This window comes from Streptomyces sp. NPDC127197 (assembly GCF_042672405.1).
GTDB lineage: Bacteria > Actinomycetota > Actinomycetes > Streptomycetales > Streptomycetaceae > Streptomyces > Streptomyces flavusporus.
Genome location: NZ_JBHXVG010000050.1, coordinates 25,714 through 47,814 on the forward strand (window position 1 = coordinate 25,714; position 22,101 = coordinate 47,814).

The 22,101-nt window shown below is 69.0% G+C and carries 17 protein-coding genes and 4 pseudogenes; 11 read left to right on the top strand and 10 right to left on the bottom strand.

Translation table 11 applies throughout. The features are described 5' to 3' along the window. Positions 1 to 99: 99 nt before the first annotated feature. Positions 100 to 2,132 (top strand): annotated as a pseudogene (locus tag ACFVJQ_RS40095) (Tn3 family transposase); the annotation flags it as partial. A 186-nt stretch (positions 2,133 to 2,318) separates the two neighbouring features. On the opposite strand, the gene ACFVJQ_RS40100 reads toward ACFVJQ_RS40095, so the two are convergent. Then, complete coding sequence (locus ACFVJQ_RS40100; protein ID WP_385790766.1) at positions 2,319 to 3,218, bottom strand: helix-turn-helix domain-containing protein; 900 nt, start codon at positions 3,216 to 3,218, stop codon at positions 2,319 to 2,321. A 197-nt stretch (positions 3,219 to 3,415) separates the two neighbouring features. On the opposite strand from ACFVJQ_RS40100, the gene ACFVJQ_RS40105 reads away from it, so the two are divergent. Together ACFVJQ_RS40105 and ACFVJQ_RS40110 are read left to right on the top strand one after the other, a co-directional pair. Next, the gene (locus ACFVJQ_RS40105) at positions 3,416 to 3,850 is read left to right on the top strand and encodes a nuclear transport factor 2 family protein (RefSeq protein WP_385790768.1); all 435 of its coding nucleotides are present in this window, start codon (positions 3,416 to 3,418) and stop codon (positions 3,848 to 3,850) included. 156 nt (positions 3,851 to 4,006) lie between these two features. Continuing rightward, positions 4,007 to 4,843, top strand: a complete 837-nt coding sequence (locus ACFVJQ_RS40110; protein ID WP_385790770.1) for an SDR family oxidoreductase — start codon at positions 4,007 to 4,009, stop codon at positions 4,841 to 4,843. A 185-nt stretch (positions 4,844 to 5,028) separates the two neighbouring features. On the opposite strand, the gene ACFVJQ_RS40115 is transcribed toward ACFVJQ_RS40110, so the two are convergent. Beyond that, complete coding sequence (locus tag ACFVJQ_RS40115; RefSeq protein WP_385790772.1) at positions 5,029 to 5,292, bottom strand: hypothetical protein; 264 nt, start codon at positions 5,290 to 5,292, stop codon at positions 5,029 to 5,031. A 189-nt stretch (positions 5,293 to 5,481) separates the two neighbouring features. Between ACFVJQ_RS40115 and ACFVJQ_RS40120 the strand changes: the two genes are divergently transcribed. Both ACFVJQ_RS40120 and ACFVJQ_RS40125 read left to right on the top strand, forming a co-directional pair. Further along, positions 5,482 to 6,696, top strand: a complete 1,215-nt coding sequence (locus tag ACFVJQ_RS40120) for an RNA-guided endonuclease InsQ/TnpB family protein (RefSeq protein ID WP_385790774.1) — start codon at positions 5,482 to 5,484, stop codon at positions 6,694 to 6,696. A gap of 317 nt (positions 6,697 to 7,013) precedes the next feature. Further along, the gene (locus tag ACFVJQ_RS40125) at positions 7,014 to 7,577 is read left to right on the top strand and encodes a dihydrofolate reductase family protein (RefSeq protein ID WP_385512214.1); all 564 of its coding nucleotides are present in this window, start codon (positions 7,014 to 7,016) and stop codon (positions 7,575 to 7,577) included. A 61-nt stretch (positions 7,578 to 7,638) separates the two neighbouring features. Here ACFVJQ_RS40125 and ACFVJQ_RS40130 read toward each other — a convergent pair whose 3' ends face one another. The 3 genes from ACFVJQ_RS40130 to ACFVJQ_RS40140 form a co-directional block, all read right to left on the bottom strand. Next, positions 7,639 to 7,947: a transposase family protein gene (locus ACFVJQ_RS40130; protein ID WP_385790776.1), complete on the bottom strand. Its 309-nt coding sequence runs from the start codon at positions 7,945 to 7,947 to the stop codon at positions 7,639 to 7,641. A 603-nt stretch (positions 7,948 to 8,550) separates the two neighbouring features. Beyond that, positions 8,551 to 9,399 (bottom strand): ABC transporter permease, encoded by an 849-nt coding sequence (locus ACFVJQ_RS40135; protein WP_385512212.1) that lies wholly within the window; start codon positions 9,397 to 9,399, stop codon positions 8,551 to 8,553. Positions 9,400 to 9,524: 125 nt separating this feature from the next. Further along, entirely contained in the window at positions 9,525 to 10,550 is a 1,026-nt protein-coding gene (locus ACFVJQ_RS40140; RefSeq protein ID WP_385512210.1) for an ABC transporter substrate-binding protein, read from the bottom strand. A gap of 255 nt (positions 10,551 to 10,805) precedes the next feature. Between ACFVJQ_RS40140 and ACFVJQ_RS40145 the strand changes: the two genes are divergently transcribed. The 4 genes from ACFVJQ_RS40145 to glpK all read left to right on the top strand — a co-directional run bounded on the left by ACFVJQ_RS40145 (position 10,806) and on the right by glpK (position 16,162). Next, a complete protein-coding gene (locus ACFVJQ_RS40145) occupies positions 10,806 to 11,591 on the top strand; it encodes an ABC transporter ATP-binding protein (protein WP_385512208.1) in 786 nt (261 codons plus the stop codon). Then, on the top strand, positions 11,588 to 12,532 hold the full coding sequence (locus ACFVJQ_RS40150) for an LLM class F420-dependent oxidoreductase (RefSeq protein ID WP_385512205.1): 945 nt from the start codon (positions 11,588 to 11,590) through the stop codon (positions 12,530 to 12,532). Before ACFVJQ_RS40145 ends, ACFVJQ_RS40150 begins: the two co-directional genes overlap by 4 nt. 1,285 nt (positions 12,533 to 13,817) lie before the next feature. Beyond that, the gene (locus tag ACFVJQ_RS40155) at positions 13,818 to 14,636 is read left to right on the top strand and encodes an MIP/aquaporin family protein (protein ID WP_385512204.1); all 819 of its coding nucleotides are present in this window, start codon (positions 13,818 to 13,820) and stop codon (positions 14,634 to 14,636) included. Between the two features lie 11 nt (positions 14,637 to 14,647). After that, positions 14,648 to 16,162 carry a glycerol kinase GlpK gene (gene glpK, locus ACFVJQ_RS40160; protein WP_385512202.1) on the top strand — a complete coding sequence of 505 codons (1,515 nt, stop codon included), beginning with the start codon at positions 14,648 to 14,650 and terminating at the stop codon, positions 16,160 to 16,162. Positions 16,163 to 16,561: 399 nt separating this feature from the next. Here glpK and ACFVJQ_RS40165 read toward each other — a convergent pair whose 3' ends face one another. The 3 genes from ACFVJQ_RS40165 to ACFVJQ_RS40175 form a co-directional block, all read right to left on the bottom strand. After that, positions 16,562 to 17,701, bottom strand: a complete 1,140-nt coding sequence (locus tag ACFVJQ_RS40165; protein ID WP_385790780.1) for an AI-2E family transporter — start codon at positions 17,699 to 17,701, stop codon at positions 16,562 to 16,564. Positions 17,702 to 18,325: 624 nt separating this feature from the next. Then, a complete protein-coding gene (locus ACFVJQ_RS40170) occupies positions 18,326 to 18,988 on the bottom strand; it encodes a response regulator (RefSeq protein ID WP_385790782.1) in 663 nt (220 codons plus the stop codon). Then, the gene (locus ACFVJQ_RS40175) at positions 18,985 to 20,112 is read right to left on the bottom strand and encodes a sensor histidine kinase (protein WP_385790784.1); all 1,128 of its coding nucleotides are present in this window, start codon (positions 20,110 to 20,112) and stop codon (positions 18,985 to 18,987) included. Before ACFVJQ_RS40175 ends, ACFVJQ_RS40170 begins: the two co-directional genes overlap by 4 nt. 230 nt (positions 20,113 to 20,342) lie before the next feature. Here ACFVJQ_RS40175 and ACFVJQ_RS40180 point away from each other — a divergent pair, with 230 nt between their 5' ends. Then, positions 20,343 to 20,702, top strand: a complete 360-nt coding sequence (locus ACFVJQ_RS40180) for a DUF6223 family protein (protein ID WP_385790786.1) — start codon at positions 20,343 to 20,345, stop codon at positions 20,700 to 20,702. A gap of 129 nt (positions 20,703 to 20,831) precedes the next feature. Further along, a pseudogene (locus tag ACFVJQ_RS40185) lies at positions 20,832 to 21,017 on the top strand (transposase); the annotation flags it as partial. Positions 21,018 to 21,209: 192 nt separating this feature from the next. Here the strand turns inward: ACFVJQ_RS40185 and ACFVJQ_RS40190 are convergent. Both ACFVJQ_RS40190 and ACFVJQ_RS40195 read right to left on the bottom strand, forming a co-directional pair. Then, positions 21,210 to 21,464 (bottom strand): annotated as a pseudogene (locus ACFVJQ_RS40190) (alpha-L-rhamnosidase C-terminal domain-containing protein); the annotation flags it as partial. Between the two features lie 208 nt (positions 21,465 to 21,672). Continuing rightward, positions 21,673 to 22,101 (bottom strand): annotated as a pseudogene (locus tag ACFVJQ_RS40195) (alpha/beta hydrolase); the annotation flags it as partial.

The following is a 22,101-nucleotide window of genomic DNA, read 5'->3' on the forward strand; positions in this document are numbered from 1 at the left end:
GTAGTGGCGGATGGCGCCGTATGTGATCAAGCAGTCGTGCTGGTCCAGGAGATCTGTCCAGATCTGCCTCCCGTTGAGCCCTCTGTCGATCATGCTCTCGACACCACCAGCGAGCAGGTCGACACCGACACTGGGGAGATCAGCCCGCTGGAGGTGGAGACGCTGGAGGCGATGTGGGAGCGGATCGAGCAGGTCGTGCCCCGGCACGAGCTGGCGGCGGCGATGGCTGCGCTGTTCGAGCTGACGCCGCCGCTCGACTCGGACGCGGACGAGGCATGGCGGGCCCAGCTGGTCACCCGGTTTGGCACCGTGCGGCCGTTCCTGAAGCTCCTGGTGACGGTGGTCGACTTCGGCGCCACCCCGGAGGGCCTGCCGGTCCTGAAGGCGTTGAAGTCGCTGCCGGACCTGATGGGACGCAAGAAGGTCGGCCCGGCGGAGATCGACACCGGCCTGCTCACCGGGTCGTGGCGGCGGCTGGTGCTGTCCGCGCCGCACCTGGAGCCGGGCACGGTCGACTGGAAGGCGTACGCGTTCTGCGTGCTGGAGCAGGTGCACCGGATGCTCCGAAGCAAGCAGGTGTTCGCGAAGAGCTCCTCCAAGTGGAGTGACCCGAGGGCGAAGCTGCTGGACGGGGAGGTGTGGGAGCAGGCAAAGCCGACCGTGCTCGCCTCGCTCAACCTGCCCGCGGAGGCGGGCGAGCACCTGGCAGCGCGGGCCGCGCTGCTGGACGGCACCTACCGCGAGGTCGCCGCGCGGGTGCCGGCGAACTCCCAGATCGTGTTCGACGACGACGGCCGGCTGCACTTCGCCGCCCTGGAGCCGGAGCCCGAACCCGCTTCCCTGCGCCAGCTGCGCGAGGCAGTGGAGGCGATGCTGCCCCGGGTCGACCTGCCGGAGGCCCTGCTGGAGGTGTTCTTCTGGACCGGCGCCGACCAGGCGTTCACCTCGGTCACCGGCGGCGAGGCCCGGCTGAAGGACCTGAACGTGACGATCGCCGCGCTCTTGGTCGCGCATAGCTGCAACGTCGGCTACACCCCGGTCATCGGGGCCGCGGACGCCCTGAAGTACGCGCGCCTGTCCCATGTCGACCAGACGTATCTGCGGCTGGCGACGTACCGGGCCGCGAACGCCACGCTGATGACTACCAGGCGGCCATCCCGCTCGCGCAGGCGTGGGGCGGCGGCCTGGTCGCCTCCGTGGACGGCATGCGGTTCATCGTCCCCGTGCCGTCGGTGTACGCGCGGCCGAACCGGAAGTACTTCGGGCGCCGGGGCGGGGCGACCTGGCTGAACATGATCAACGACCAGGCGGCGGGGCTGGGCGGGAAGGTCGTGGCTGGCACCCCGCGCGACTCGCTGTACGTGCTGGACGTCCTCTACGACCGGGACGGCGGCAAGCGTCCCGAAATGATCGTCACCGACACTGCGAGCTACAGCGACATTGTCTTCGGGCTGCTCACCTTGGCGGGGTTCGCGTACGCGCCGCAGCTCGCTGACCTGCCGGATCAGAAGATGTGGCGCATCGACCGCGCCGCCGATTACGGCGCCTTCCAGGACGCGGCCCGCGGCCGGGTCGACCTCGCCAGGATCGAACGGCACTGGGAGGACATCCTTCGGATCATCGGCTCCATCCACACCGGCGCCGTGCGCGCGTACGACGTGATCCGGATGCTGTCCCGCGACGGCCGCCCCACCCCGCTCGGCGACGCGATCGCCCACTACGGGCGGATCGCCAAGACCCTGCACATCCTGCGCCTGGCCGACGAGCCCGGCTACCGGCGGCAGATCAAGAGCCAGGCGAACCTCCAGGAGGGTCGCCACTCCCTCGCCCGGAAGATCTTCCATGGCCGGTCCGGGCAGCTCTACCAGCGCTACCAGGACGGCATGGAAGACCAGATCGGCGCCCTGGGCCTGGTCCTCAACGCCTTGGTGCTGTTCAACACGCGGTACATGGACGCCGCGGTGAACCAGCTGCGTGCGGACGGCTTCGACGTCCGTGACGAGGACGTGGCCCGCCTCTCGCCGTTCGTGCGGCATCACGTCAACATGCTCGGCCGGTACTCCTTCCAGCTTCCCGACCTGCCCGGAGGCCTGCGTCCGCTGCGCGATCCGGATGCCACCGACGAGGAATGACCCGGTCCCGCGCCGCCGAATGGGAGGACCCTGGAGCTATGGCCAGGAGGTACGTCCGGCGGTGCGCATAACGAGATCTCCGACAGAGCCTGGAATTCCCCAGCCCCGGTCACCGGGGCTGGGCGACATGGGACTTCGCAGGTGGCCGCAGGTGGTTGGAGTGGTTCTTTGGGCAGGTGTCGCCCGTCAGGGCTGCCGGGTCGACGGTTTGCTCGTGGATTGCGCGTGCTGTTCCTGTCCGGTCGTGGCGGACCAGCTGGCGAGCAGTTTCAGGCCGTCCTCGGCGGCGGTTTCGGGGGGCGCGCTGTAGACGACCACGCTCAGGCCGCTTTCGTCCGGCAGGCTCATAGTCTCCTGGTCGAGTTCCAGGTCGCCGACGAGCGGGTGGTTGAGGCGTTTGGTGCTGTCGCGGAAGACATGCACGTCGTGGGATCCCCACATCACGCGGAAGGCGTCGCTGCGGGTGGACAGTTCACCGATCAGATTCGACAGTTCCCGGTCGTAAGGGCTCTTCCCCGCCTCGACGCGCAGCGCACCCACGGCGAAGCGGGCCATGCGCTCCCAGTCGGTGTAGAACCGCCTGGCCGCCGGACTGAAGAACGCGAACCGGGCGACGTTCGCCCCGCATGTCGCATCGGCGTACATCTCCGAGTACAGGGCCCGGCCCAGCGGGTTGGCGGCCAGCGCATCGAGGCGGTTGTTCATCACGAACGCCGCCATCCCCGACATGCCCTCGACGATCCGGGCCACGCTCGGCCGCACCGCCGGCCGCACCTCCCGCTTCCGTGCCCGCGCCCCGGGCGCCGGTCCGGCGGCGCGGGCGAGGTCGTACAGGTACATGCGCTCGGTGGCATCCAGCCGCAGGGCCTGGGCGAGGGCGTCCAGCACGCTGTCGGAGACGCCTCGGAGGTTTCCGCGCTCCAGGCGCGTGTAGTACTCGACGCTCACCCCGGCGAGCGTGGCGACCTCGCCCCTGCGCAGTCCGGGCACCCGCCGCTGACCATACGTCGGCAGACCTGCCTGCTCGGGGGTGATCCTCTCGCGTCGGGAGCGGAGGAATGAGCTGACTGCGTCCCGGTTGTCCATGCCGACCAGGGTAGGCAGGCCGCGCGAGGGGTGGGGGTCCCTGCCAGTACCCCTCACAGCAGAAACTCCCCCGTCACGGCCGTCTGCCGTTGCATGGTGCGTGCCCCGATTCCCGGGGCCCGACCGGTGGGAGGACGTATGCGCCCCCTGGCCGGCCGACCTTCCCAGTACCGGAACAAACCTGAAGGGCACGCGAGATGAGTAACCAGATCGAGACGGTGACGGAGAGCCCCGCGGATGTCGTGCGAGGGCTGTATGACGCGCTGAGCAAGGGCGACGTGCCGGGTGTCCTGGCCAAGCTCGACCCTGAGGTGATCGTCGACGAGCCGACCCAGCTCCCCTACGGCGGCGTGCACCAGGGCCGCGAGGTGTTCGTGCAGTCGATCCTGGGCGCGATGATGGGCTACGCCAACGTCGCCATCACTGATGCCGAGGTGTTCGAAGGCCCGGCCGGCGTCATCGGAACGCTCACCGGAACGCTCACGGCCCACACCACCGGTGAGGAATTCCCGCTGACCATGGTCGAGATCCACCAGGTCGAGGACGGAACGGTGCGCAAGATCGACGTCTACACCAAGAACCCCCACGAGCTCGCCGCGTTCTACGCGCGCGCCGAGGCGGGCACCCGCTGACGACGGCACCCCTTCACGAGTCCGGCCGAGTTGCCTCACGGCAGCGCGAGCAGCTCGGCCGACTCATGCCCAGGCCCAGGCCGTCGCATCGATGACCCCTGCCCGCATCAGCGACACCGCGACCAGCTACGCGCACCACACAGCGAAGGACACACCATGACCACCACCTGGTTCATCACCGGCACCTCCTCAGGCTTCGGGCGACTGCTCACCGAACGCCTCCTGGCCCGTGGCGACCGCGTCGCCGCCACGCTCCGCCGGCCCGAGGCTCTCGACGACCTCCGCGCCGAGCACGGCGACCGGCTCTGGACCGCCCAGCTCGATGTCACCGACACCGAGCAAGTGCGTCGCGTCGTCACCGAGGCGTTCAAGACCCTCGGCACGATCGACGTCGTCGTCAACAACGCCGGCTACGGCGTCCTCGCCTCCGTCGAGGAGGCATCCGACGAGCAGATCCGACGCGTCATCGACACCAACCTGCTCGGCTCGATCCAGGTCATCCGTGCCGCCCTCCCGCACCTGCGCACCCAGGGCCGAGGCCGCATCCTGCAGGTATCCACCGCGGGCGGTCAGACCACCTACCCCAGCCTCAGCTACTACCACGCCTCCAAGTGGGGCATCGAGGGGTTCTGCGAGACCGTCGCCCACGAGATCGCGCCGTTCGGCCTGGCCCTGACCATCATCGAGCCGGGTGCGACCCCCACCAACTTCGGCACGTCGCTCGACATCGCACCGCCCCTGCCCGAGTACGAGAACACCCCCGCGGCCCAGACCCGGCAGGCGTTCCTCGGCGGGCACTTCCCGGTGCCCAACAGCGCGGAGAAGCTCACTGACGCGATGATCGACCTCGTTGACTCCGGCGCGACCCCGCTCCGCCTCCCGCTCGGCCCCGACACCTACGAAGACGTCCGCGCTGCCCTCACCGGCCGGCTCGCCGAACACGAGGCTCATCGCGACATCGCCCACTCGGTGGCGGCCACAACCGCCCGGTGACCGAGACCCGCGTCAGTCGCCGCCGACGACGAGTGACTACGCGGGTTCGCCGTACTCGGCGATGTATGCCGCGCGGTGCTCGATATGGGCACGCAGTGAGTCACTCATGTGGCGCATCCCACCACGCAGCAGTGGCAGGCCGCATCGGAAATTACTGCCCGGAACAGAGAACCACGATCACCGTCTCACGCAGCACTGCCATCCCCTCCGAGTCCCCGCAGAAAGGCCCGTGCCCTGGCCCGCGCCTCCTCGGAGACGGTCACGCCGGTCATCCGACGGATCTCCTCCATGGCGTACCGCCCCCGCTCTTCCCTCTCCGCCATCGTGAGCTCCCGGTTCACCAGCTCCTCCAGGACCTCATTCATGCTGACGCCCCGCTCCGCAGCCAGAACCCTCAGCCGATCTCGGACAGCCTTGGTCGTCTTGATGCTCGTGTCCTGCTCACCCATGACCCCGCATTGTGCCTCCACACGGCACACACGGTGACAACTCGGCTGCGAACACGCGACTGGTGACAACAAGCTCGCGCATTCGGTGACGAATACCGCTGAGATCTCAACAGGGCATCCCAGGTCAGCCAGCGACGTCGGTGACACCTAACGCTGAAATCCACACTGCACTGCGCGCACGCACGGTATGTGTGGAACCTCGCCGTCGAGCAGCACGCGCACTGGAAGCCCGGACGTAAGTCCGCGCCCGGGTTCGCCGAGCAGTGCCGCCAACTCACCGAGGCCCGGCATGACCACGAGTGGCTGCGGGCCGGCAACGTAGACGTGCAGCAGCAGGCGCTGAAGGACTTCGCCAAGGCCAAGAACGCCAAGTTCACCTCCGGCTTCGGTGAGCCGACGTGGCGCAAGAAATACCGGCACGAGGGCTTCCGGGTCATCGGTACCGATCGGATTCCTGAATTCGAGGCGGACGGGGCGCCGAAGCTGAACCAGAAGACCGGCAAGCAGGTCATGGGCCGCTCGGCCGTGGTGCAGAAGCTGAACCGCAAGTGGGCGCAGGTGAAGGTGCCCGGCTGTGGCTGGGTGCGCTTCCGCCTCACCCGGCCGGAACTCCCGGCGGCGAAGACGTTCCGTGTCACCTACCGCAACCGGCAATGGCATATCGCGTTCGCCGTCGTCCCTGTCCCGATTGACACACCCGGCACTGGGGAGGTCATCGGTATCGACCGGGGTGTGAAGATCACCGCAGCGCTGTCGGACGGCCGCACACTGAACTGCCCGCAGCTCACCGTCAAGGAACGTACCCAGATCCGCAAGCACCAGCGCCGGGCCGCCCGCGCGTCCAAGGGCAGCGAGGCCAAGACCGCCGAGTACGCCAAGGTCGCCAAGCTCAAGGCCCGGGAATCGGACCGGCGCAAGGACTGGTGCGAGAAGACCTCGACCATGCTGGCCAGGTCGTATGACCTGGTGCGGTTCGAGAAGCTGAACATCAAGAACATGACCGCCTCCGCGAAGGGAACCATGGAGGCGCCGGGCAAGAACGTCCGGCAGAAGGCCGGGCTGAACCGGGCGATTCTCGCCCAGGGCTGGGGCATCCTCAGGCGCAGGACCGAGGAGAAGGCCCCCGGCCGCGTAGAGGACGTCCCCGCCCCGTACACAAGTCTGCGGTGCAGCGCCTGCGGATGGATCGAGAAGAACTCGCGCAAGAGCCAAGCCGAGTTCATCTGCGTGTCCTGCGGCTTCACCTGCAACGCGGACAAGAACGCAGCCAACAACGTCGCGGCAGGACAGGGCGGAATCCCCCGCCCCCGGCGCTCAGCCGGTGCCGGAGGGACGACACCGCCCACACAGCGGTCGAGCGTCCGTGAACCTCAACCCAACCGGGTTGGAATCCCCCTCTTTTAAGAGGGGGAGGATGTCAAACGACTCGGCCGACACAGGTGGACGATTGAACGCACCATGTGCGCCACGAGGCGCTCTGTTTGTATCCCCGGCTCAGCCGGGAGGGACTCGGAAGGAGGTTTCTGGGCCTGATGACTTACCTGGATCCGAAAGGTGAAGGGGACAACAGCATGTCAGCAAACCAGCAACCGGGCTCAGTGAGGTTTTCTCAACGAAACGATCTCGTGAGGTGACTCGGCCCAGGGGATCCCGCGAGCCGCGATGAGTCCTGCGGCGTCCGGCGGTCGTACTGTCGAACCCGTTACAGAGGAGGACTTCTGATGCGCAGCGTGACCTATTCGATGAGCGTCTCACTTGACGGCTACATCGTCGGGCCGGACGGCGGCTTCGACTGGACGGCGCCCGACGAGGAGATCTTTCGCTCCTGGATCGACGAGATCCGAGAGGTCGGCGTCCACCTGTTGGGACGACGGCTGTACGAGACGATGCTGTACTGGGAGACCGCCGACCAGGATCCCTCGCTCGACGACTCAATGCTCGAGTGGGCCGCGATCTGGAAGCCGCTCCCGAAGGTGGTGTTCTCCACCACGCTGTCGGCGGTGCAGGGCAATGCCCGCCTGGCCTCCGGCGGCCTGGCGGAGGAGATCGAGCGGTTGCGAGCCGAGCCGGAAGAGGGCGACATCGCGATCGGCGGCGCGACTCTCGCCGCCGAGGCGGCCGCATTGGGTCTGATCGACGAGTACCGGGCCAGGGTCTACCCGGTGCTGGTTGGCGGTGGCATTCCGTTCTTTCCCCAGCGCGAGCGCCGGGTGGATCTCGAACTCGTCGAGACCCGCACCTTCAGCTCGAGAGTCGTCTACCTCCGCTACCGTGTGGCGCGCTAGCCGGCTCGTCCGCCGAGCCTTAGGAAGAACGGGACAGCCAGTAAGGTTTTCTCAACGGAGATCATTTCCACTGGCCGTTGAGGACGAGGGCGGCGCCGATGTAGCCCTTGTCCGCGAGGGTGGGAAGGCCCTTGGTGGCCGCCTTGTACAAGGCAGGCAGGGCATGGAGCCGGGCCGCGGTGATGTCCGGGACGGACCCCGGTTCGACCTCGGAGACCCACAGCGGGGTGCCATCCGGCGCGGACAGGAACTGCACATTGCCACCGAACACCTTGTGCTTCTGGCTGAACCGCCAGTCATTGCCGTTTTCGCGCGCTCCGGCGACGCGGTCGCACTCGATGAGTGTGCCGTCGAGGACCACGTGCGTCATCCCCAGACGCCTGACAGTGCGTCAGGACCTCGTGCAGGGCGAGCGCCTGGTCGGCGAGGACGTCGATGCCCTCGTGCAGGTAGCGGTATCCGGTGGCCTGCGAGATGCCGGCATCGCGGGCCAGGCAGTGGACACAGCCGTGCTCCCGGAACCAGCGCAGCACCAGGACGGTCTGCCGGAACGGGCCCAGCACCCGAGACCCGCGCGGGGTCCGCAAGCGGCGGCGGTGCCTGGCCAGGAGACGGGAGAGGAACTCGACGATGTGGCGCGGGACGTCGAGCGTGGCAGCGTAGGTCACCAACGTGAAGCCTCTGGTTCAGCAGACAAGATCTTGTGGTGAGACCTGTCCTACCAGGGGCTTCACGCCTGCCGACAGCCCAGCACCGCCCGCTGAGCGAACCGCACAACGCCGCAGAGATCATTTCGCTGAGAAAACCTCACTTGGAACAGTAACCGCGCCCGGTCGCGTGGCTGCACCCTTCCACCTTCCCGACTCCCCGCTGAGGCGTAGGTCCGCCGGCGCCCGGTGCCGCACCGAGGGGCGGATGGGAAGGTCCGCTTCCAGCCGGATTCTCTGAGAATCGGGCGACAGAGTCCCACAGTTCAGCCGCGCGAGGTGGTTTCCCTGACCCAGGGAAGCGCGAACCGCTCCATCAGCACCAAAGCGAAGTAGAGCAGGATGCTCATCAGCCCGATCAGGATGATCGCCGCCCAGGCGGTGGCGGTGTCGCCGACCCCGCCGGCCTGCACGATCAGATAGCCCAGTCCGGACTCACCGGCCTGGAACTCACCGATGACGGCGCCGATCGCGGCGAGCGGCATGGCCACCTTCAGCCCGACGAAGATCTGCGGCAGCGCGGCCGGCAGCCGGACCTTCCGGAACGCCTGCCAGCGTGAGGCGTCCAGCGAGCGCGCCAACTCGGCCAGGTCCGCCGGGGTCGACGTGAGACCGGTCGCGGTGGACAGCACGATCGGGAAGAAGCAGAGCAGAAACACCATGATCAGGACCGGCTTCTGCCCCCAGCCGAAAGCACCCACCAGCAGCGGCCCGAGCGCGATCTTCGGAACTGCGTTGACGGCGACCAGCAGGGGCGTGAACATCCGCTCCAGTACCCGCGAGGCGGCCAGTGACAGTCCGATCAGAACTCCGCAGGCACTGGAGAGCACGAACCCGACAACCGTCTCCACCGCGGTGTCGCCGGTGTGCTCCAGGAACTGGGCCGGGGCTGCGGTGAACGCCGAGAGAACGGCACCGGGCGGAGGCAGCACCACCGGGTGGACCACCTCCAGCACCGACGTGAGAAACCACCACACGCCGAGCGCGACCAGCAGCCCGGCCGAGGGCAGCAGTACGGCGCCGGTACCCGCCCCGCGCTGGAGGCCCACTCGCGGCACGGCCCCCGACTTCGGGGCCGCCGCCGGGGCCTGCTGCGGCTGCGAGAGTTCGGTCATCCCATCCTCCTCGGGCCGCCCAGCTCTTCCTTGTGCTCAGGTCACTCAGCGCGGAGTCGGGCGGCAGTGCCGGTGCTCCCCGCCCGACCGCCGGCGGGGAGTGGACGTTCGGGCAACCAGCGCGATCAGGCTTTCGGTACGAGGTCGAAGTCGATGATCTGCTCAGGGGTCATTCGTTGCGGCAGCGCACCCGCGCCGTCGAGGATCGCGATGCTCTTCGCGACCCGTCCGGAGTCCAGCGTCCCGATCGCCGTGCCGGAACCGCCTGGCCTGACGTACGCGGCCATCAACTCCAACTCGGCGGCCGCAGCCGCCGGATTCGTGGCGTCCACGTTCCGCTTCAGGATCTCGGCGGCCTCCTTCGAGTTGGCGAGGCTGTACTCCAAGCCCTTGAGCAGCGCGGTGGTGAACCGCTTCACCATCTCCGGCTCCTGCTCGGCGATCTTCCTCGACGTGATCAGCACGTTTCCGTAGAGATCGGGCATCACGTCGCTGTACGGCAGCAGGACGGCCTTCTTCTTGGTCACCGCCTCGATGGTCGGCTTACCCACCACGAACTGGCCGATGCCGTCCACCGAGCCGCTGGCAAGCGTGCCCATCAGGGTCTGTGCATCGCCGTTGACCCAGGTCACCTTGTCGGCGTCCACTCCGGCCAGTCGAGCGTACGTCGGGAAGAGGTTGCGCACGACGGAGCCGGGCGTGTCAGCGAGCCGTTTGCCCTCGATGTCCTTCGGTGCAGCGATGCCGTTGCCCTCGGTGGTGGCGATGGCGGCCATGGTGCGCTGCTGGATAGCGGCCACCGCGACGAAGTCCTTCGCCTGGCCACTGCCCATGTGCAGCAGACCTCCCGTCAGGTCGATCGGGCCGAACTGCGCCCGGCCACCCACGACGGCCGGAATCACGCCGCCGGTGCCCTGGCCCGGCTTGATCTCCACCTCGAAGCCGGCCTCTTCGAAGAACCCCTTGTCCTTCGCGACCCAGGCGTAGGCGTCCCGACCGAAGTTGCCGAACGAGGTCAGGTAGGTCACCTTCTCCAGTGCCTTGGCGTCCGCATCGGCACCTGCTTCGGAATCCGAGCCGCCACACCCCGACACCAACGCCAGTGCTGTGGCCAGGGCCACCGCGGCGACCGTACGGGCGAACCTGTTCATGCGCACAGTGTTGTCCTTTCCGCCCGCCGGCTGCGCCGACGGAGGAGCGTCGAGACAGAACGGCGTGACGGAACCGCCGAGGGCATGACACTTTGGTGCGGGCAACAGCGTACGAGAACCGGGCAGTTGTGGGGCCAGGTGTGGGGAATTCACCGGCAGCACGACAGGTACCGCTGAGCAGATCGCTCCAGTAACCTGACCGGGCGTCACGAACCGGCCGACATGGCGATCGCCAGTGGATGGGGAGACCGCCGGATGATCAGACTCACCGGTGTGTCCCGGAGCTTCACCAGCCGGTCCGGTTCGACGACGGCGCTCCAGGACATCGGCCTTCACATCGCCGACGGTGAGTTCGTGGCGGTGGTGGGCCGGTCCGGGTGCGGCAAGTCCACACTGCTCCGGCTGATCGCCGGGCTGCTGCCGGTCACCGAGGGCGAGATCACCATCGGCGGCGAGCGGGTCACCGGAGCCCGGCGGGATGTCGCCATGCTGTTCCAGCGGCCGGCCCTGCTGCCCTGGCGGTCCGTCCTCGACAACGTCATGCTGCCCGTGGAGATCTTCGGCTGGAGCAAGGCCGAGCACCGCGACCGGGCGTACCGGCTGCTGGAGACGGCCGGACTGAGCGGCTTCGAGAAGCACCGGCCGCACGAGCTCTCCGGCGGCATGCAGCAACGTGTCGCACTGTGCCGGTCGCTGATGGGCGAGCCCCGGGTGCTGCTCATGGACGAGCCGTTCTCCGCACTCGACGCGCTGACCCGCGCGGACCTCGCGGTGGAGCTGCAACGCATCCACATCGAGAACTCGGCCACAGTCGTCTTTGTCACCCACTCGACAGACGAGGCCGTGCTGCTCGCCGACCGGGTGGTGGTGCTCAGCCCGCGCCCGGGCCGGATCCGCAAGATCGTCGACATCGCCATTCCCCGGCCGAGGAAGCTGGGCCGAACTGCGCACCTCGGCGAAGTGGCCCGGTGCAGTGCCGATCTGCACGAGCTGCTGATGGAACGGGACGTGTCCACGTCGGCCGAAACGGAGGGGCGATGACCCTGCGGATCTGCGTCTTCACCGAGCCGCACCGCGGCGCGGACTACGAGGATCAGCTGCGCTTTGTGCGACTCGTCGAAGCCGGCGGGTTCGAGGGCTTCTTCCGGGCCGATCACTACCAGGCGATGGGCGCCGATCCCGGGCTGCCCGGCCCCACCGACGCGTGGCTCACGCTGGGCGCGCTCGCCCGGGAGACCTCCCGGATCCGGTTGGGCACCCTGGTCACCTCGGCCACCTTCCGGCTGCCAGGCCCACTGGCCGTGATGGTGGCGCAGGTCGACCGGATGAGCGGCGGGCGGGTCGAGCTCGGCATCGGCGCCGGCTGGTACGAACGGGAGCACATTTCGTACGGCATCCCGTTCCCGTCCGCCCCGGAGCGCTTCGACCGGCTGGAGGAGCAGCTGGCGGTGATCACCGGGCTGTGGCGGACACCGGTCGGCGAGAGCTTCAGCTACCGCGGCGACCACTACCAGCTGGTCGACGCGCCCGCCCTGCCGAAGCCAGTACAGGTACCGACGCCGCCGATCATCGTCGGGGGCCGCGGCCCCAAGCGCACCCCGGAGCTGGCCGCTCGGTATGCCGACGAGTTCAACATGCCCTTCAAGTCGGTGGCAGAGACTGCCCGGGCGTACCAACGGGTTGCCGAGGCATGCGACCGGACCGGCCGGGCCGAAGCCGGTCAGGCACCGCTGGTGCTCTCGGCCGGTGTCGTGGTCGCAATCGGCCGCACCGACGCGGAGGCGCAACGGCGGGCCGCCCCGCTGCACGTCAAGAGCGCGCTGCCGCCGGAGGATCCGGTGGTCGGATCACCGGCCCAGCTCGTGGAGCGGCTCGGCGAGTTCGCCGCGATCGGCGCAAGCCGTATCCATCTCCGACTGATCGACTTCACCGACCTCGACCACCTGGAACTCATCGCCGGTGAGGTGCTCCCGCAGCTGTAGCGCAAGCTCTGGACCACCCGGGCCACCCGCAACCTCACCGCCACCCTCGAACGGCTCCGCGTTGACCGCCGACTCGAAGAGGCCCTCATCCACGGCGCCGACTCGCTCCACCTCGCGCTCGTCTTCGGCATCGACGAGAAGACCGCCATCCGCTACGCGAGCAGCCCACATCGAGCACACCGTCGCCATCACCGAGGAGGTCCCCCCGCATTCCGACCCTGCCCTGAGCAGGGCAGCCAACCGTGTATTCACGAGAACCCGCGGGCCCAGGAGCGGAAACCGACACATCCGACCCGTAGGTTCCCGTTCAACCATCTTCAGTTTTCGCGAACTCGCGGGGGTCGAGGCCCGGTTCTCGCAGAGCTACGACGGACGGACATGTAGCGCTGGGTAACGCTCGGGGCTGGGGTCGCCGTGAAGGCAAACGGTCCAGCGGATAGCGGCAACGACCCTGGCGAAGTCTGTCGCCATGATTGAGAAACAGCGGTGGGCGGCGGAGCAGGTCCCTCGACTCATCTTGAAACTCGAGGCCGCAGGCGGTGCGCTCCAGATGCTATTTCTCAGGATGCAGGCGTCGCGGACCGCGACGGACCATTCACGATCACGGTCCGGATCCGCGATGATCGCACGATCTCACGCAGCCTTGCGCTTCAGTCAGCTTCCCGCCCAGCGGCGCCCACCGTCGGCCCGCTCAGTTCGTAAGCCACTGGACGGAACGCGAACGACGGGTCCAGCAAACGACCTTGAATCCGGGAGAGCACGACACCTTCCAAGTGGAGCGCACTCGCGCCCTGCTGTGGCACCAAGAGGAGTGGGATCGCCGCCCAGCCGATCACCCCGTGCTGCTGCGCATCAGTGTCCTATCGTCCGCAGGCTCGCACTGATTGGTCGACGTGGACATCCGCCCCGGTGACGCCACCGTGCGAACAGGCGCCCCGTAGCCCGCCCGACGGCAGGGATTTGTTCGGACTGCTGTTGCCTGATGGCCCGTGACGGTGCGGCACGGCGAGCCCGCGGGCCCAGCGACTCAGCTGTCAGGGCGAGGTCTCAGGACTTCCTTGACGGATTGTCGTTGGCCGGCGGCGCGACCGGGCAGGTGTTGCGCCCGGCACAGCCACTGGCTGGACAACCGCCGCGAACAAGGAGGCGACGACTGCGCGCCTCCGAAGCCTGACCGGCCGTTCCACCTCCGGACGCCGGGCTCCGGGTGCCGGTTCACCCGATTGGCCCGCCTGCGGAGGCCGATCGCGCCCGCGCTGCGGACGATCTGAACATGCCGGAACCTATGTCCAAAGCACGCCTCGTCGGCGAACTCTCCGCCGAGTTCGCCGGCACCATGATCCTCATTCTCTTCGGATGCGGTGTCGTCGCGCAGGTCGTCGCCGGTGGCGCGCTGACCGACGGTGGGTTGGGTGACCACGACAGCATCGCCTGGGGCTGGGGTCTCGGCGTCGTCTTCGGTGTCTATGTGGCGGCGCGGGTCAGCGGCGCCCACATCAACCCCGCGGTCACCCTCGCGCTCGCGGCCTTCAAGGGCTTCCCGTGGAGCAAGGTCCTGCCGTATGCGCTGGCCCAGACGGCGGGCGCCTTCGTCGCTGCCCTGCTGGTGCGCTGGAACTACAGCGAGGTGCTGGCGAAGGCCGACCCCGGCCACACCGACAAGACGGAGATCGTCTTCTCCACCCTGCCAGGCAACGGCGGTCTCCCGATCAGCCAGTTCGGGGCCTTCCGTGACCAGATCATCGGCACTGCCCTGCTGGTGCTGCTGATCTTCGCGGTCACCGACCTGCTGAACACGCCGCCGGGCGCGAACATGGCCCCGTTCATCATCGGCCTGATCGTCGTCGTCATCGGCATGGCGTGGGGAACCAACGCCGGCTACGCGATCAACCCGGCCCGTGACCTCGGCCCCAGACTGGCGGCGTTCCTCACGGGCTACGGAGGTGCTTGGCGTGATCAGTACGGCGACCTCTACTTCTGGGTGCCGATCGCCGGACCCCTGATCGGCGGCCTGGTCGGGGCGTTGCTCTACCGCCTGTTGATCAGCCCCCACCTGCCGGTCGCCGAGCAGGAGCCCGGCCGGGTGCCCGCGCCGGACGAGTGAGAGGGAGGACCATGCCTGAATTCGTTGGCGCGGTGGACCAAGGAACCACCAGCACCCGCTTCATGATCTTCGACCACGACGGCAACGAGGTCGCACGCCACCAGCTCGAACACGAGCAGATCTTTCCCCGCTCCGGCTGGGTCGAGCACGACCCCGTGGAGATCTGGGAACGTACGAACTCCACGATGCAGAACGCCCTCCGCCTGGGCGACCTGTCCGCCGCCGACTTGGCGGCCATCGGGATCACCAACCAGCGGGAGACCACGGTCATCTGGGACCCCAGCACCGGTCAGCCGTACTACAACGCGATCGTCTGGCAGGACACCCGCACCGACTCGATCGCCGCGGCGCTGGAGCGGGAGCACGGCGACCTCATCCGGCGCAAGACGGGCCTGCCACCGGCGACGTACTTCTCCGGCGGCAAGATCAAGTGGATCCTGGAGAACGTCGACGGTGTCCGAGAGGCCGCCGAGGACGGCCGGGCCGTCTTCGGGAACACGGACGCCTGGGTGCTGTGGAATCTCACCGGCGGTCCGAACGGCGGCATCCACGCCACGGACGTCACCAATGCCAGCCGCACCATGCTGATGAACCTGGAGACCCTCGACTGGGACGACGAGCTGCTCGACATCTTCGGCATCCCGCGCGCCATGCTCCCGACCATCAACCCGTCCTCGCACCCGGAGGCGTTCGGGACCACCCGCACGACCCGTCCGCTGCGGACTGCCGTACCCATCACCGGCGTCCTCGGGGACCAGCAGGCGGCCACCGTCGGCCAGGTCTGCTTCCGCCCGGGCGAGGCGAAGAACACCTACGGCACCGGCAACTTCCTGGTCCTCAACACGGGCACGGAGATCGTCCGGTCCAGCACGGGTCTGCTGACCACGCTGGCCTACCAGTTCGGAGACGCCCCGGCGGTGTACGCGCTGGAGGGGTCCATGGCGGTCACCGGGTCCGCCGTGCAGTGGCTCCGCGACCAGATGCGGATCATCTCCTCCTCCGCCGAGGTCGAGACACTGGCTCGGCAGGTGGAGGACAGTGGCGGCATCTACTTCGTACCGGCCTTCTCCGGTCTGTTCGCACCCTACTGGCGCTCCGACGCCCGGGGGGCGATCGTCGGTCTCGCCAGGTTCCACACGAACGCACACCTCGCCAGGGCGACCCTGGAGGCCATCTGCTACCAGAGCCGCGACGTGGCCGAGGCGATGGAGCAGGACTCCGGGGTGACACTCGACGTGCTGCGGGTCGACGGTGGCGTCACCGCCAACGACCTGTGCATGCAGATCCAGGCCGACATCCTCGGCGTACCGGTCAGCCGCCCGGTCGTCGCCGAGACCACCGCGCTCGGCGCCGCCTACGCGGCAGGGCTCGCCACCGGCTTCTGGGAGAGCACCGACGAGCTCCGCCTGCACTGGCACGAGTCGAAGCGGTGGGAGCCGCAGTGGAGCGACGAGCAGCGGGAGAAGGGCTATGCGGGCTGGAAGAAGGCCGTGGAACGCAGCCTCGACTGGGTCGAGGTCGAATAGCCGGGACTCCGGGCGCCTGCATGGTCAGAAGTTCTCAATGACCATCGGCAAAATCACCTGGGCGCTCGGATGGAAGCTGCCTGGCTTTGCAGGCGCAGCCCGTCACTGATCTCCTGGGCGATCACCCTCCACGAGCCGGAATCGAGCGGCTCCTGACGCCGGAACGACCGCACCCGGACCGAGAATCCCTCGAAGTTCCTCCAGCGACGAAGCTTCCACCAGGCGCTTCCCTGGGAGTAATTTCCGCTGCTCCGTATGTGACGGTTGATCGTGTGCACCCGTAGGCCCTTGCCTTCAGGGCTGAACGGCGTTGCCGCGGGGTCCAGCAGTCAGGCCCCAGGGACATGCCGGCGCCTGGGTATCGGGTCGCCCGCCCGCCGAGCGGGCGGGCGAGGCCCGTCAGGAAGCGAGCGGAGCGGCTGCGGGCTCCGGGTCGGTCCCGTGGCCGGGGCCTGGGGTCCCCTCCGGGTCCCGCGGCGGCTCGGAGAGCTGCTCGCGCACGTAGTTCCAGACGACCGCGATCAGTGCGGCGGTCGGTACGGCGAGCAGGCTGCCTACGATGCCCGCCAGGCTGCCGCCCAGGGTCACCGCCAGCAGGACGACCGCCGCGTGCAGGCCGAGTCCCCGGCTCTGGATCATGGGCTGGAAGACATTGCCCTCCAGTTGCTGGACCACGACGATGACGGCCAGCACGATCAGGGCGTCCGTCAGCCCGTTCGACACCAGGGCGATGAGCACGGCGACGAAGCCTGCGAACAGGGCGCCGACAATCGGCACGAACGCGCAGACGAAGGTGAGCACGGCCAGCGGGAGGACCAACGGGACGTCCAGGACGGCCAGTCCGATGCCGATGAGGACGGCGTCCAGCAGACCGACCGCCGCCTGGGAGCGCACGAAGGCCCCCAGGGTGTCCCAGCCGCGCTCGGCCACGGCGGGGACGTCGGCCGCGAGGCGCCCGGGCAGCTGGCGGGCGAGCCAGGGCAGGAACCGCGGCCCGTCCTTGAGGAAGAAGAACATCAGGAAGAGGGCGAGGACGGCCGTCACCACTCCGTTGACCACGGTGCCCACGCCGGTGGCGAGAGTGGTGAGCATGCTGCCGACGCTGTTCTGGAGACGGTCGGTCGCGGTGTCCAGGGCGGTGGTGATCTGGTCGTCGCCGATGTTCAGCGGCGGGCCCGCGGTCCACTCTCGTACCCGCTGGATGCCATCGACCACTCCGTCGGTCAGCTCACCGGACTGAGAGGCCACCGGGACGGCGATGAGTGCCACGGCGCCGGCGGCGACCACGAGGAACAGCACGGTCACCACCGAAGCGGCAAGGGCGGGCGGCCATCCGTGACGGCGCAGGAACCGGGCGAAGGGCCAGGTCAGTGTGGTGAGGAGCAAGCCGATGACAAGCGGCCAGACGACCGACCACATCCGGCCCAGAAGCCAGAGCACGACCGCAGTCCCCACGAGGACCAGCAGCAGCTCCGCCGATATGCGCGCCGAGGCACGGAGTGCGGCACGGGTTCTCGCAGGGCTCAAAGGTGCAGACATGCGATCACCCTATGCGCCGCCGCTCCCCGGCCGTCTCCGCGGCCCGCCACTCGTCTGCGCGGGGAACGGTTCCTCCGGGCCGGCGAGCCGACAGGCCCCGTGTCGAAGGGACTTGGCAGCCCCGGCCGGGCCCGTGCGCCTCCTGCGCGCGAGCTCGACGGGCTGTCCCGGGGTGTGGGGTGTGGGACCGGATTCGACGGGCCGTCAGTCGGTGACGTGCCGCTCCGCGCAGACGGTGAGCGCGTCGCGGCGAAGACGGCGGTGCGCCGGAAGCAGGGGGGAGGCATCCTCCCGGGCGGGTGGTCTGTTGCTCGATGAGCCGGGCCCGCCTGGGCGGTAGGAGGACAGGGCTTTCGGTCGAGGGTGGGCTGGGCCCTGTTGGCCGGCGTCCCTGGCCTTTCGGCTTGCAGCACTGGTCAGCCGGGACGAACACGATGCACCTACAGCCCCGGTTCCGGGACCGGGAGTGGAGACAGGTGCTCAGCTTGCGCAGCTCGCGCCCTTGGCGAACCGGCGCGTCGCACGGCGCTACGGCCTACGGCGGCGACTGCTGCGTCAGGCGGGCACGATGCGGGCGGAGACGAGGGGATCATCGGGGCGCGCTGGTAGACGGCCTTTGGGAGGTCAGGAGTTGCGCGGAGTCACCATGCCGGATTCGTAGGCAAAGACCACGAGTTGGGCGCGGTCGCGGGCGTGGAGTTTGGTCATGGCCCGGTTGATGTGGGTCTTCGCGGTCAGCGGGCTGATCACCATGCGGTCGGCGATCTGGTCGTTCGACAGGCCCTGCGCGACCAGGGTGACGGCCTCGCGTTCACGGCCGGTCAGCTCGTCCAGCCCGGTGCCGGCGACGGTGGGGAGCGGCTGGGTGAGGTACCGGTTGATCAGCTTGCGGGTGATGGACGGGGCGAGCAGGGCATCGCCGCGGGCGGCGACGCGTACGGCGTGCACCAGGTCTTCCGGCACGATGTCCTTGACGAGGAATCCTGCGGCGCCGGCACGCAGGGCGTCGAGGACGTACTCGTCCATGCCGTAGTTGGTCAGGATGACGACGTGCACCTGGACCAGGGCCGGGTCCGCGGCGATGCGCCTGGTGGCCTCGATGCCGTCGACGACCGGCATCTGGATGTCGATCAGCACGATGTCAGGCAGGTGCTGCTTGGTGAGCGTCAGGCCCGCCTCGCCGTCGGCGGCCTCGGCCACCACCTCGATGTCGTCTTCGAGGTCGAGGAGTGCGCGGAATCCACTGCGGATGAGCGGCTGGTCGTCGACGAGCAGGACACGGATCATGACGCTCGCTCCACGGGGAGTTCGGCTTGGACGGTGAAGCCGCGCTCGCTGCGCGGCCCGGCGCGCAGCCGGCCCCCGAGCGCGGTGACGCGTTCCCGCATGCCGAGCAGCCCCAGGCCAGGCGTCGGTACTGTGTCCGGCGTGGCCTTGCCGTCATCTTCGACCTGGATGGCGAGTGAGCCGGCCCGGTAGTCGATGCGGACCGACGCGGTCGCGGCGCAGGCGTGCCGGGCGATGTTGGTCAGTGACTCCTGAACGATTCGGTAGGCGGTCCGGCCCACCGCCGCCGGCACGTCGGGCCGCTGTCCTTCGATCGTCAGCGTCGCCTCAAGGCCGGCCCTGCTCGCCTGCTCCACCAGCTCCGGGATGTGGTCGAGGCCGCGGGGCGGGGTGGTGTCGTCATCGCGCAGCGCGTCCAGGGTGGCGCGCAGTTCCCGGGTCGCCTCTCGGCCGGCTTCCTGTATGGCCAGCAGGGCCTCGGGTACCTGTTCGCCCCGCCTGCGGGCCACGTGGACGGCGACTTCCGCCTGCACCTTGATGATCGAGATCTGGTGGGTGAGTGAATCGTGCAGTTCCCGCGCGATGTGCAGCCGCTCCTCGTCGGCGCGGCGCCGCGCGGTCTCCTCCCGGGTGCGCTCGGCTTCGTCCGCCCGCCGCTCGGCCTGCCGCAGCGCCTCCCCCGCGGCAAACGCGGCGATCAGCCAGGCCATCTCGAGGACGTGCCGGGCCTGTGCCAACGCCTCGCCCGCAGGCCCGTCGCGGAAGAGCAGGGCAGTGAGGTGAAGACCGGCGAGCAAGGTCACGGACGCCGCCACCGTGAGGGCGCGGTGCCCGGCCCTCACGGCTGCGTACACCGCGACCAGGTACGAGACGGCGAGCGCGTCGAAGCCGGCCGCCTGATACCCCACCGCGCACAGCCCGGTGACGGCCAGGACGGCCAGCGGAGCACGGCGGCGCGCGGCCAACGCGAGGCCGCCGGCCGCCAGCAGCGTGTAGCCGAGCACGCCGGGGTCCGTGTCGGGCTGCTCCCCGGACAGCCCGGTGCCCAGCAGCAGCGCCGCCACGCCGACGGCGATCGTCCAGTCTCCGACACCGGCCGGGACACGGAACCGTCCTCTGTCCATGCGCGCACCATAGCCGGGTGCAGCTGCGGGCAAGTCCCGCTCGTGGACGAGCAGTCGGCTACCGCGCCCGCAGTATCTGCGCGGCGCCTGCCGCATCCGCAGCAGGAGCCTGCGGCATCGGCGGCAGCGCAAAGTGCCTGCGGCTGTGGGACGACCGGCGGTGCGGTCGGCAGGCACGCTCGAGTCACATCGAAACCTCGGAATTTCTCTGTACAAAGGAGGACAGCGGCATGAGCGCAGCAGAAGCCTTGATGGTGGCTGCCGAGGGCGGAGTCATCGGCGACGGGCGGACCGGGGCCAACCTGGCCCTCGGGGCAGGGCTGGTCGGCGTGGCCATCGGTTGGCTGACCCTGGCCCGCGTCGCCGGCCGTATCACCACCGGCAACGCGCGCACCGGCGCCGTGTCGGCCATGGCGGTGGGGCTGGCCGGCACGGTCCTAGCGGTGCTGCATCTGGCCACCTCCAGCGGCGGTCCCGGAACCGGCAACGGGATCGTCGGAGCCATCGCGGCCATCCCGTTGGGACTGATCGCCATGATCCTCGGCCGCCGGGCGCTGAACCGCTCCCGCCACACCGTGCCGACCGGCTGACCGGCTGACCGGCTGACCGGCTGACCGGCTGACCGGCTGACCGCAGCGAACACGAGCGCGGCCGGACTCGGTCAGCCGCGGGCCGCGAGGCTGGCTTGTTGTCGCGCCTGATGCCGTGATGATCTCGGTGTGGGACGTGGGGATCTCTCGGATGAACAGTGGGCAGTGCTGGAACCGCTGTTGCCTGTCGCGCAGGTCGGCAGGCCGTCAGCGGGCCGACGGAGGCTGATCGACGGGATCCGCCAGCGGGTGCGGCCTGGCGCCCCATGGCGGGACCTGCCGGTGGAGTACGGGCCGTGGCAGACGGTCTACGGGCTGCTCCGCCGCCACGTCTGGGAAACACGCTCTGGCCGGCCGCGGGCACTCAGCTCCCGCTGGTGTTCGGACCCTGTCCGGCGCGAACGTCGAGACGAACGTCCACATACCGGAACCGACTTCGTACACGGCCGTTCCGTTCTCCATACGCAGCAGACGCGCATCGCCGTCGGCGCGGACCGTGCCGGAGCGGACCGGTACGCGTATCTCGGCGGTCGTCCCGGCCGGGACGGTGGTCTTGAGGCGGAAGGCGGAGCCCTCACGCGACCACTTCGTGCGGACCGTTCCGTTCCCTGTCGAGTTCTTGTGTCCAGTCCTGTTGACTGCACCATCTCTGGGTCCCGTGGGGGCCGTCTTCCTGAAGGTGGTGTTGGTGGAGGAGATGCGTCGTGCAGCGAGAGCCGATCCACCTCGGCCAACCAGCCGTCGGCTCCTGGAACGGATCATGACACCAACACCAGCGGGACCTTCACCGACGTCAATCTGGAGACGCGCCGCCCCGACCGGCCGGTACCGCCGACGGCCGGTACCGCCGCGATCGGGGCGGTTGTGCGTCTGCCGGGCGCCGTCATCGAGGAGGGCCGAGACCTGTCCTCGTTGAGCGGCATCCTGGCCGGCATCGCCTACGGTCTGCTGCCGGCCTGACGGCCCGGCCTCACTTCAGGTGCCGGGCGAAGAACCGGTTCCCGTCGTCCACCTCGAACCACGGGGTGCCGGTGTGCCCGCCCATATTGGCGTGCAGCGTCTTCTCCTTGCTGCCGAAGGCGTCGAACAGGTCCAGGGCCCGTTGCCGGGGGTTCCCCTCGTCGTCCCACTGCAGCAGGAACAGCAGCGGAATGGTGACCTGCCGGGCCTCCTCGCGCTGGGCGCGGGGCACGTAACCCCCGGCGAAGAAACCGGCGGCCGCGATGCGCGGCTCGACCACCGTCAGCCGAATGCCGACGGCGGTTCACCCTGAGTACCCGACCGGGCCGCCGATCTCGGGCAGCGCAAGGAGGGCGTCCAGGGTGGTCTGCCATTCCGGGACCGCCTTTTCGACCAGCGGGCCGACGAGGGACTCGAAGATCTCGTCGACCGGCTCGCC